Here is an 11,625-nt window from a genome sequence, read left to right as displayed (position 1 = left end):
GAGGGGGAAAGTGTATCCTTTTTTAGGGCCAAACGGTCTTTTGATACCCATTAATAGTAAAATGTGTATAATAAACATTTTTTGTATGAGTAAAATTTTTACTGGAAATTAGATGCGAAATTTCTGTGTAGATATGGATTTTATTGACTTTTTTAGATTATAAGTATAGACTATATTATATAAAGTTTTAAAGTAGGTGTTATAATGAGTAAGTTTATTGAACAATTGAAAACTAAACTTAAAGAAAAAGGATATAAACTAACTACCCAAAGAAGAATTATATTAGATGTAATACTTGAAAATAAAGGTGACCACTTAAGTCCAGAAGAAATATATGAAAGAGTAAAAGATAAATTTCCAGAGATTGGTTTAGCTACTGTATATAGAACTTTACAATTATTCGAAGAACTGGATATTATTTATAAATTAAATTTCAATGATGGATGTAGTAGATACGAATTAAATTCAGACTCAAAGGATCATAGACACCATCATCTTATATGTCTTAGTTGTGGAAAGGTAATTGAAGTTCAGTTGGATTTACTTGAAAGTTTAGAAGAGACAATTGAAAAAGATGGAAAATTCAAGATAATAGATCATAATGTAAAATTTTTTGGTTATTGTGAAAAATGCAAATAAAGATGGGCATAATTTATATTTACGACTTAAATTTGTAATAATAATAGTAAAATAAATCCCATTAGGGATTTATTTTTTTTGGATATTTCAATTTACTTATATTTATATAAAGTAAATTATTATATAAGGATATGGTTAAAATAAGTATTAAGAAGATAATTGTTATATGTTTTATTGATTACTTTTAAAAAATAAAGTATAATGTTGATAAGCGTATATCGGTGGTTATTTATTAAAATTTTAACTGATTCGGAAAAAATTCAAGGAGAGTGATACGGTGTCAAAGAAATCTGATAAGCTAAAAATAATACCTCTAGGGGGTTTGTATGAAGTAGGAAAAAATATTACTGTTATTGAGTATAAAGATGAGATAGTGGTAATAGACTGTGGTATGGGATTCCCCGAGGATGAAATGTTAGGTATAGATGTGGTAATACCAGATATAACCTATCTATTAAAGAACAGAGATAAAATAAAGGCGGTAGTATTAACCCATGGTCATGAGGACCATATAGGGTCATTACCTTATTTTTTAAAGAAAATAAATGTGCCAGTTTATGGAACTAGGCTAACATTGGGACTTGTGGAAAATAAGTTAAAGGAACATAATATAAGAAATGCTAAATTAAACACAGTTAAACCAGGAGATAATATCAAGTTGGGAACATTTGGAATCGAGTTTATTAGAACAAGTCATAGTATTCCAGATACGGTGGCATTGGCTATACATACACCGCTGGGTGTAATAGTTCATACTGGAGATTTTAAGGTTGATTATACTCCAATAAATGGGGAAGTTATGGACCTTCATAAGTTTGCTGAACTAGGAGAAAAGGGGGTATTAGCCCTACTTGCTGATAGTACTAATGTAGAAAGACCTGGTTACACTATGTCTGAGAAAACAGTTGGAGATACATTTAATGATATTTTTATGACTGCAAAGCAGCGAATTATCGTTGCAACATTTGCATCAAATATACACAGAGTACAACAGATAATAAATGCAGCGGTAATGTTTAATAGAAAGGTTGCCGTTTCAGGACGTAGTATGGTGAATGTGGTTAATGTGGCATCAGAGTTGGGATACTTAGATATACCAGATGGTACATTGATAGAAATAAATGATGTAGATAAGTACCCAGATAATCAGATAGTTGTAATTACAACCGGTAGTCAAGGGGAACCAATGTCCGCTTTATCAAGATTAGCATCATCCGATCATAGAAAGATGGAACTTATAAAGGGTGACCTAGTTATAATTTCAGCAACACCTATACCGGGAAATGAAAAGATGGTATCAAGGGTGATAAACCAATTATTTAAAAAAGGTGCAGACGTTATATACGAAAGATTAGCCGATGTACATGTCTCAGGTCATGCTTGTAAAGAGGAACTTAAATTAATGCATACATTGGTTAAACCTAGATTCTTTATTCCAGTTCATGGTGAGTATAGACACTTAAAGCAGCATGCTGAATTGGCAGAAGAATTAGGTATGCCCAGTGAGAATATATTTGTAGGGAAAAATGGTTCTACAATCGAATTTAGTCCAGAAAGAGGAGCATTTGGTCCAAACACACAGGCAGGTAATATCTTGGTAGATGGACTAGGTGTAGGAGATGTAGGAAATATTGTATTAAGGGATAGAAGACATTTATCGGAAGATGGATTAATAGTTGTTGTGGTTACAATAAATAAAAATAATGGAGCAGTAGTTGCAGGGCCAGACATTATATCAAGAGGCTTCGTTTATGTTAGGGAATCTGAAGACCTGATGGAAGAAGCAAGGAAGGTTGTTCGAGATGTAATGGCAGAATGTGAAAGACAGCATATAACTGACTGGTCAACTCTTAAATCTAATATTAGAAATTCCCTTAGAAACTACTTATATGGTAAAATAAAGAGGAATCCAATGATTTTACCGATCATTATGGAAGTTTAAAAATTTAAATAAAATCCTCGTCTAATTAGACGGGGATTTTATAATAATAAAAAGTAGGTGAATATATGTTTTTTAGGATTTTCTTATATTTAGGTATTTTGTTATTGGGATTTTTTATAAGTAGGAAAAGCTTAGTCAGTAAAAAAGTAATAAACAAAATTGATAAAATACAGGGTATTGCATTACTATTTTTACTATTTATAATGGGATTTAAGATAGGTAGTGATGAAAAAGTGATCAAATCCTTTTTAAGTATAGGATTTAAGGCTATAATATTATCTATATTTTCTATCTTTTTTAGTGTGTTATTAATAAAAGGGGTAAAAAGGTTTATAGTGTCTAAAGAAGGTAAGGTGAAATCAAATGAGCATTAAAATAATACTTTCTGTTTTAGTTGGAGGTATAGTTGGTTTTTTCTTTTCTAATGATAGTATATTAAGTAATATAGATTACATAATAGATATAGGTTTATGTATATTATTATTTTTTGTGGGCATAGACATAGGTAGAAATAATAATGTACTAAAGAATATAAAAAATATGGGATTTGGAATTTTGTTAGTTCCTATTATGATAATAATCGGAAGTATACTGGGAAGCATATTGGGAGGACTTATATTTAAAATGCCATTAAATGAATCTGGAGCTGTTGGAGCTGGACTTGGATGGTATACCCTATCTTCAATCATGTTAACTGATTATTCTTCTGAATTAAGTGCATTAGCATTTATATCTAATGTGGTGAGGGAAGTAATAGGATTATTAACTATTCCTTTTATTGCAAAATATATTGGGGATATAGAGAGCATTGCTCCTGCTGGAGCAACAGCAATGGATACTTCATTACCTGTAATATCTAAGTCAAATAAACCGGAGATAGCTATCATATCCTTTATAACCGGTGTAATTTTATCTACAGCGGTTCCAATATTAGTTCCTATTATGATTAAGTTATAATGATTTATAAGATATATATACTAAGCATATATTTTTTAGTATAAGGAGAGGTTGATATTTGTGGATGTAAAGTATTTAGCTAAAGCTGGAATGATTGCTGCTATATATGTAATTTTAGTTTTGTTACAGGTACCAATACCATGGTTAGCTTCAGGACCTTTTCAAATAAGAATAGCTGAAGGATTGGTTTTATTACCGAGAGTTGAAAAAGCTGCTATCCCTGGTGTCTTTGTAGGATGTCTTTTAGCAAACTTTATTTTATCCTTTGTCCTTAACTTTGGATTATTAGATATAGTTGGAGGAAGTTTAGTTACTTTAGTTTCAGCATATTTAACTAGAAAAATATCAAATAAATTTTTATCTGTATTGCCTCCCATATTATTAAATGGCTTTATAGTATCGGCTTGGGTATCCTATTTTGCAGAGTGGCCATATTGGTTTACCGTTTTGGGAATAACTCTAGGGGAGGCAGTATCGGTTATATTATTAGGTAATATTGTACTGTATGGTTATAAAAGAATAGGTAAAAAATAATATTGTTATAGTAATTAATTGGATAAAAACTTGTAAAAAAACATTTTAAATTATATAATAATGTACATAAATGTATATAAAATAAATAAGGAGGGGGCATATGGGCATATTTAAAGATACAGGATGGAAAAAAGTACTTGCCATAATAATGTCAATAGTTATAGTATTATCACTGACTTTATTTTACTATGTTAGAGCTCAAATTAGTCCTGTAGCATCAGGGGATGAGGCGGAGGACATAACAATAGATATCCCATCGGGAAGTTCTACAAATAATATTGCTAAATTATTAAAAGACAATAATATTATAAAAAATAAATATATGTTTACTTTAATAGTTAAAGCTCAAAAGAAGGATGGTAAGCTTAAAGCTGGAACATATACCCTTAATAACGGTATGGAAATTAAGGATATAATTGACGAACTTTCTAAGGGAGGAAAGTCAGATAATACTGTTAGATTTACTATTCCTGAGGGATATGAGTTAGGTCAGATAGCAGAACTTCTCAATAAAAAAGGTATAGTAGATAAAGATAAGTTTTTAAAGTTATCCAAGGATATATCAAACTTTACAAATAACCATCCAGTCTTAAAGGAATTGTCTACTGGCATGACTTTAGAGGGATATTTGTATCCTGATACATATGAAGTATATAAAGATGCATCAGAGGAAGAAATAATTAGTAAAATGATTGAAAGATTTGAGGAACTATACACTAAGCATATCAAAAGTAAAGCTACTAAGATGAATATGGACTTAAATAGGGTAACCACTTTAGCATCAATAATAGAGAGAGAAGCAATGCTAGATGAAGAAAGGCCCCTTGTATCGGCGGTTTTTCATAATAGATTAGAAATGGACAAACCATTAGAATCCTGTGCTACGGTTCAATATATTTTGGGAGAAAGAAAAGAAGTACTATCAATAGCTGACACAAATATTGAGTCTCCATATAACACATATAGAAACCCAGGGCTACCCCCTGCTCCTATAGCTTCTCCAGGAATTGAATCAATGAAGGCAGCGGTTAATCCAGCAGATACAGACTATCTTTTCTTTGTAGCCAATGGAGATGGAAGTCATACCTTTACTAAAACATATAAAGAGCATTTAAAGGCTAAAAATAAAAATCAAAATTAGTATATATTTTGTTTTAAGATAAATAATACGTGGTATAATAGCCACGTATTATTTATGTAGAGTATAATTGGATTTATTATATAAATTTAATGAAATTTTTAGAAAGAAAGGTGGTGAGACTGCTACTTTTAATGATTTTTAAGTAGCAGAGATTTAATTGGGTAATATTAATATGGAATATATCGAAGACTATATAAGGGAAGTAATACCTGAAAGTCCAGAGTTTCTAAGAAAATTAGAAGAGTATGCAGAAGAGAATCATGTGCCAATAATACATCCAGAAGTAGCTCAATTTATGAATGTATTATTAAAAATAAAAAGGCCTAAAAAAATATTAGAGATAGGTACAGCTATAGGATATTCTGCTCTTACTATGATGAATGCAATAGATGGAGATGGTGAGATATTAACAATAGAGCGCAGAGATGATATGATAGATCTTGCACAAAATAATATAAATATAAATGGCTATAAGAATAAAATTAAGATATTAAAAGGTGAAGCCAAGGAAGTATTACCTAAGGTAAAAGGGAAATTTGATCTTATTTTTCTTGATGCAGCTAAGAGTAAATATATGGATTTTCTCCCCTATTGTATTGAAAGTTTATCCCCAAGAGGGATAATAATTTCAGACAATGTTTTATTTAAAGGGATGATAGCTAATGATGAACTGGTTGTTCGTAGAAAAAAAACCATTGTAAGAAGAATGAGGGAGTATCTTGATTATATTTGCAATAATGATATGTTAGAGTCAAGCATTATACCAATTGGAGATGGAGTCGCCTTATCATATAAGAAGGAGGAATAATATAATGAACAATATAGAATTACTGGCTCCTGCAGGAAACTTAGAAAAACTTAAAATGGCAATAAGATATGGAGCCGATGCAGTTTATTTAGGAGGGGAAGCCTTTGGCCTAAGGGCAGCTGCTAAAAATTTTACTATGGAACAGATAGAAGAAGGGTTAAAATTTGCCCATGATAGAAATAAGAAAGTTTATGTTACATTAAACATAATACCCCACAATGAAGATCTGGAAGGACTACCAGAGTATGTTAAAGAACTAGATAATATGGGGATTGATGCTGTTATAGTATCTGACCCTGGAGTAGTAAGTATAGTGAGAGATGTAGCTCCTAATATGGAAATACATTTAAGTACCCAAGCAAATACTACCAATTATGCCACAGCTAACTTTTGGCATAAGCAAGGAATAAAAAGAATTATAGTGGCAAGAGAATTATCATTAAGAGAGATAGCAGAATTTGTAAATAAAACCCCAGATGATTTAGATGTGGAGGCCTTTGTCCATGGAGCTATGTGTATTTCCTATTCTGGTAGATGTTTATTAAGCAATTATATGGTAAATAGAGATGCCAATAGGGGAGAATGTGCCCAATCCTGTAGATGGAAATATCATCTTATGGAGGAAAGTCGTCCAGGAGAATATTATCCTGTATATGAAAATGAAAGGGGTACCTTTATTTTTAATTCTAAGGATTTATGTATGATTGAACATATACCTGAACTAATAAATTCCGGTATTAAAAGTTTAAAAATAGAAGGTAGAATGAAGAGTCCCTATTATGTGGCAACAATAGTAAGGGCATATAGAATGGCCTTAGATAATTACCTTGCAGATCCGGAGAATTATGTTTATAATAATGAATGGTTAAAAGAAATTAAAAAAGCAAGTCACAGGGATTTTACCACTGGATTTTATTTTGATAAACCATCGGATGAAGATCAATTATATGAAAGTAGTTCCTATATAAGAAACTATGACTTTGTTGGATTAGTCCTTGATTATGATAAAGAGAACAAAATAGCTAAGGTAGAACAAAGAAATAGGATTTTTGTAGGAGATGAAGTTGAATTTTTCGGTCCCCAAAAAGAACACTTTGTACAGACAATTAAACAAATGTGGGATCATAATAAAGAGGAAATTGATGTAGCACCCCATCCACAACAGAAGATATATATTAAAGTAGAAAAACCAGTAGAATCTTTTGACATGATAAGAAAGCCTAGAAAGGAATGATAAACTTGAATAGACCTATAGTGATTGGAATAACAGGGGGGACTGGGTCTGGGAAGAGCACAGTATCTAAAGAGATTTTTAGTGAACTCAATGAAGAAAATATAGTTATGATAGAACAGGATTCCTACTATAAAGATCAAGGTCATTTAACCTTTAAAGAACGGGTAAAAACTAATTATGACCATCCTTTAGCCTTTGATAACGACCTATTAGTTTCTCAGGTTAATGATTTAATTGAGGGAAAGACTATAGAGAAACCAATTTATGACTTTGAAAACCATACTCGGAAAAAAGAAACTATAAAAGTTAATCCTGAAGATATTATTATAGTTGAAGGAATACTAATATTAAATGATGAAAAAATAAGAAATTTATTAGATATTAAAATATTTGTTGATACCGATGCCGATGTTAGAATCGTTAGAAGAATACTTAGGGACATAAATGAAAGGGGCAGAACACTAGAATCTGTAATAGAACAATATTTTTCCACTGTTAGACCAGCACATATGCAGTTTATTGAGCCTAGTAAAAAGTATGCAGATATTATTATACCAGAAGGTGGATATAATAAAGTGGCAATAGATCTTATGGTAACAAAAATTAAATCAATAATATCCCAAAGATTAAATAAATAATATTATACCTCTGTTTAAAGTTGTTAATAATTATAATAATGACTTAAATGGAGGTTTTTTTATGAGAAAAGATAAAGAAGATAGTAGAAAAATAGTTGGAAGAACTAAATTTACTTTTATATGCTTTTTAGTAGCCTTTATATTATTAACCCTAAGATTATTTTGGATACAATTTTTTAAAAACGAACAATACTCAGGTTCAGTGGCAAGGCAGCACTATAAAACAGTTGAAAAATTAGAGGAAAGGGGAGATATATTAGATAGAAATGGTATATCCATTACTAATAGAAATAAAAATCCATATATACTGGTACATAAGAGTCTATTAAATGTTAATAAGGCAATTGATATAATTAGTGACAATGTAGATATGGAGAAAGGTGAAGTTATGGAATTATTTGAATCATCCAAAAGTATAGTTAAGTTACCTTTAAAAGAAAACTATGATAAAAAGATAAATGAATTAGAGGGTATATATAAATATGAAGAGGGACCTAGATATAATAATATACTATGTCACCTAGTAGGTTATATAAATAAATCAGATAAAAGTGGGGTAGCAGGATTAGAAAAAATCTATAATGATGTATTAGAAAATGAAAGTAAAAAGACTATATCCGTCGCAGTAGATGGAAAAAAGAGAATAATACCGGGCATAGGGTTTGAAGAAAGAAATAATAACAAGGGAAAAAACAATATAAAACTGACTATTGACTATGAAATACAAAAAGTAACAGAAAAGGCACTGGGTGATTATGGGAAAGATGGAGGAGCTATAGTAGTCGATGTCGAAAGTGGAGACATATTAGCTATGGCAAGTAGGCCAAAATTTGACCAAAATAATATAGGACAATATTTTATAGAAAATGGTAATGGAAAGATAAAGAAAGCTGAAAACGGCGAGTTTCAAAATAGAGTATTAGAATACCATTATCATCCCGGTTCTATCTTTAAAATAGTGGTTTTATTATCTGCATTAGAAAATAATGAAGTTTCATTGGATGAAGAATTTTATTGTAATGGTAGTGAAGAAGTAAATGGAGTATCATTTGCATGTCATCTTAGGGGTGGTCATGGAAAGATAAATTTAGAAGAGGCCTTTGCTTACTCTTGTAATTCCGTATTTATTGAATTGGGAAAGAGATTGGGAGGAAAAAAAATAATAGAAACAGCAGAAAAAATAGGTTTTAATAATAAAATAAAAATAGGAGATTTTAATCAAGTAAAGGGTATGATGCCTAAGGGAGATAGACTGTTAGGTGCAGCAGTTGGGAATATATCCATAGGTCAAGGGGATGTCTATGTAACTCCAATCCAGGTGGCAAATATGATGACTATAGTAGCTAATAATGGTATAGAAAAAAATCTAAACATATTAGATAGTATTGTAGGTGATAATGGCTATAAAATTAAAGACTTAAAAAAATATGGAGAAAAACAGGTTCTGTCTTCTGATGCTTGTACTATAGTTAAAAATTTTATGAAGCAGGTAGTTGATATAGGAACAGCAAATCATTTCGACTTAGATGGTATTGGGGGAGCAGCTGGAAAAACGGGAACCGCAGAAAAGGATGATTACTCAGACATAAAGCATGGATGGTTTGGTGGATACTATCCTAAAAGTCAACCTAAATATGCCATCGTAGTCATTATAGAAAACGGTGGTTCCGGTGGACACTCTGCTGGATTAGTATTTGAAAATATTGTTAAAGAAATATATAAACTAAAAAAATAAATTTCCCATGTACTAGCACACTTCCATATTGTAGTTCATATAATTAAATATGACCTATAATAAAATGGAGGTGTATTCTCTTATGTTCCCCGGACTACTTTCATGTCTGCTAACTTTATTTAAACCAGCTTTTTTATTTTTAGGGTATATTTCTAATAACAGTTCATTTCCTCAACCATTATCTAAAGAAGATGAAGAAAAGTACCTTATTATGTATGAGCAGGGGGATGAAAATGCAAAAAATATTTTAATCGAAAGAAATCTGAGACTTGTGGCTCATATAGTAAAGAAATACCACAATATTGGAAGGGATCCAGATGATTTAATATCTATTGGAACAATAGGACTGATTAAAGCCATATCTACCTTTGATAGAAATAAGGGAACAAGATTAGCAACATATGCGGCAAGGTGTATAGATAATGAAATATTAATGACAATACGGTCTAATAAAAAGACCCGTTCTGAAATATCACTACAAGACCCAATAGGAGTTGATAAAGAAGGTAATGAAATATCTTTAATCGATATACTAGGTACAGATGCTGATGAGGTTATTGATGAAGTAGACCTAAAGATTCAAGTAAAAAAACTATATAAAAAGATAAATAAAGTACTCAAGGACAGGGAAAAGACTATTATAATATTAAGATATGGATTAACTAGAGAAGGGTGCAAAACCCAGAGGGAAATAGCGAAGCAATTGGGTATTTCCCGATCTTATGTGTCCAGAATAGAAAAAAGGGCGGTTAAAAAGTTAAATAAGGCTTTGGGGATTAGTAGTTGAAAAAAGACTATATTCCAATGACTAAAGTCATTGGAATATAGTCTTTTGTTAAAGTGTTTTTTGAGGAACAATAAATGAATATTGTAAATTTTAAAATATAAAGTTTGGATTGTTAATTATATAAATAAGATAGTCGAGAAGTCGCTGTCTTTTCTATATCAAAAGAGGTGAAAATATGAAAATAAGTAAAAAACAATTAGAAAAATTAAAGTATTATAAATGTCCATGGCTTACTAGAGTAGATGTGGGGCATGTCATATGAACTGCAGCGAAATATATAAAAAGTAGAATATAATCTAAACTGATGTCATCATAAATGATAAATAAAAAGTAAATAATAATCGAAAGACGTAACTATTTATCTTTATTAGACATGATAATCCTCCAATTCAATTTTATTTATTATATCATGTCCGAGTTTTCACTGTCTAATTAAGTATAACCTATCCATAACCTATCCAGTATCCTTCAATAAGTTAACTAATTATTATGATGTATATATAAATAAAAAGAGATATAATAATGAAATAACTAGAGGTGAGGTGTTTGCATTAACATGCAAAATATTAGATAAAGTTATGGCCAGGGATTAAACTTCCTGGTTTTTTTTATTTTTTGAAAAGTTACAGAAAAAAGGCTTTTGAGATTGGCTATATAGTATTGAAAGTGTTAGATATAGTAATAGGTTGATTAGGAACGTCTTTAGTCTAGTGATTTAAAAACTACACCACTTAAAAAACCACCTACAAAACCACCTAATGCTTTGAAAATACTTAAGTGTAAATTATCATTAGTTAATAAACTAGATATTATATCTGCTGCAAAGACTCCTATTACAAAGCACACCCCTATAGAAATACCATGCAATATTATATTATTAGATGTGTGTGTGTTTAGAAATTTAAAAATTTTTTTGAACAAACTGGTCAGCTCCCTTTTTAAAAATTAAATTAGTGACTAAATGATAACAAAATTTTGTCTTAAATTCAAACAGAAGTTGAACATCCTATTTTTAAAATACGATTAAATGGATGAATGTAATCAATTGGAGAGACTTTACTTCTATCGAGGAACTCAATAAGTTGGATAGGTTATACTTAATTAGACAGTGAAAACTCGGACATGATATAATAAATAAAATTGAATTGGAGGATTATCATGTCTAATAAAGGTAAAAGGTATACTAAAGAATTTAAGAAGCAAATAGTTG

Annotated in this window: 12 protein-coding genes; 11 read left to right on the top strand and 1 reads right to left on the bottom strand. The window is 30.4% G+C overall.

What is annotated here, in order from left to right; all coding sequences use genetic code 11:
• Positions 1 to 204: 204 nt before the first annotated feature.
• The 11 genes from V6137_RS19250 to sigK all read left to right on the top strand — a co-directional run bounded on the left by V6137_RS19250 (position 205) and on the right by sigK (position 10,415).
• A complete protein-coding gene (locus tag V6137_RS19250; RefSeq protein ID WP_425449588.1) occupies positions 205 to 639 on the top strand; it encodes a Fur family transcriptional regulator in 435 nt (144 codons plus the stop codon).
• Positions 640 to 916: 277 nt separating this feature from the next.
• Positions 917 to 2,581: a ribonuclease J gene (locus V6137_RS19245; RefSeq protein WP_425449587.1), complete on the top strand. Its 1,665-nt coding sequence runs from the start codon at positions 917 to 919 to the stop codon at positions 2,579 to 2,581.
• Positions 2,582 to 2,646: 65 nt separating this feature from the next.
• A complete protein-coding gene (locus V6137_RS19240) occupies positions 2,647 to 2,955 on the top strand; it encodes a LysO family transporter (RefSeq protein ID WP_425449586.1) in 309 nt (102 codons plus the stop codon).
• Complete coding sequence (locus tag V6137_RS19235) at positions 2,945 to 3,538, top strand: LysO family transporter (RefSeq protein WP_425449585.1); 594 nt, start codon at positions 2,945 to 2,947, stop codon at positions 3,536 to 3,538. The genes V6137_RS19240 and V6137_RS19235 overlap by 11 nt, the downstream gene beginning before the upstream one ends.
• Before the next feature lie 60 nt (positions 3,539 to 3,598).
• Complete coding sequence (locus V6137_RS19230; RefSeq protein WP_425449584.1) at positions 3,599 to 4,072, top strand: QueT transporter family protein; 474 nt, start codon at positions 3,599 to 3,601, stop codon at positions 4,070 to 4,072.
• 100 nt (positions 4,073 to 4,172) lie between these two features.
• Positions 4,173 to 5,213, top strand: coding sequence for an endolytic transglycosylase MltG (gene mltG, locus V6137_RS19225; protein WP_425449583.1), 1,041 nt, complete (start codon positions 4,173 to 4,175; stop codon positions 5,211 to 5,213).
• A gap of 172 nt (positions 5,214 to 5,385) precedes the next feature.
• Entirely contained in the window at positions 5,386 to 6,021 is a 636-nt protein-coding gene (locus tag V6137_RS19220; protein ID WP_425449582.1) for an O-methyltransferase, read from the top strand.
• Between the two features lie 4 nt (positions 6,022 to 6,025).
• Positions 6,026 to 7,255, top strand: coding sequence for a peptidase U32 family protein (locus V6137_RS19215; RefSeq protein WP_425449581.1), 1,230 nt, complete (start codon positions 6,026 to 6,028; stop codon positions 7,253 to 7,255).
• A 5-nt stretch (positions 7,256 to 7,260) separates the two neighbouring features.
• Positions 7,261 to 7,893, top strand: a complete 633-nt coding sequence (gene udk / locus V6137_RS19210) for a uridine kinase (protein WP_425449580.1) — start codon at positions 7,261 to 7,263, stop codon at positions 7,891 to 7,893.
• 61 nt (positions 7,894 to 7,954) lie between these two features.
• Positions 7,955 to 9,628 carry a peptidoglycan D,D-transpeptidase FtsI family protein gene (locus tag V6137_RS19205; RefSeq protein ID WP_425449579.1) on the top strand — a complete coding sequence of 558 codons (1,674 nt, stop codon included), beginning with the start codon at positions 7,955 to 7,957 and terminating at the stop codon, positions 9,626 to 9,628.
• 82 nt (positions 9,629 to 9,710) lie between these two features.
• Positions 9,711 to 10,415, top strand: a complete 705-nt coding sequence (gene sigK / locus V6137_RS19200) for an RNA polymerase sporulation sigma factor SigK (protein WP_425449578.1) — start codon at positions 9,711 to 9,713, stop codon at positions 10,413 to 10,415.
• Positions 10,416 to 11,117: 702 nt separating this feature from the next.
• Here sigK and V6137_RS19195 read toward each other — a convergent pair.
• Positions 11,118 to 11,336, bottom strand: coding sequence for a hypothetical protein (locus V6137_RS19195; protein ID WP_425449577.1), 219 nt, complete (start codon positions 11,334 to 11,336; stop codon positions 11,118 to 11,120).
• Positions 11,337 to 11,625 lie beyond the last annotated feature (289 nt).

It is taken from the genome of Dethiothermospora halolimnae (assembly GCF_037577855.1).
Lineage (GTDB): Bacteria > Bacillota > Clostridia > Tissierellales > VENL01 > Dethiothermospora > Dethiothermospora halolimnae.
Note: the sequence above shows the minus strand (reverse complement) of the source record. Positions and strands in the feature narration are given on the sequence as shown.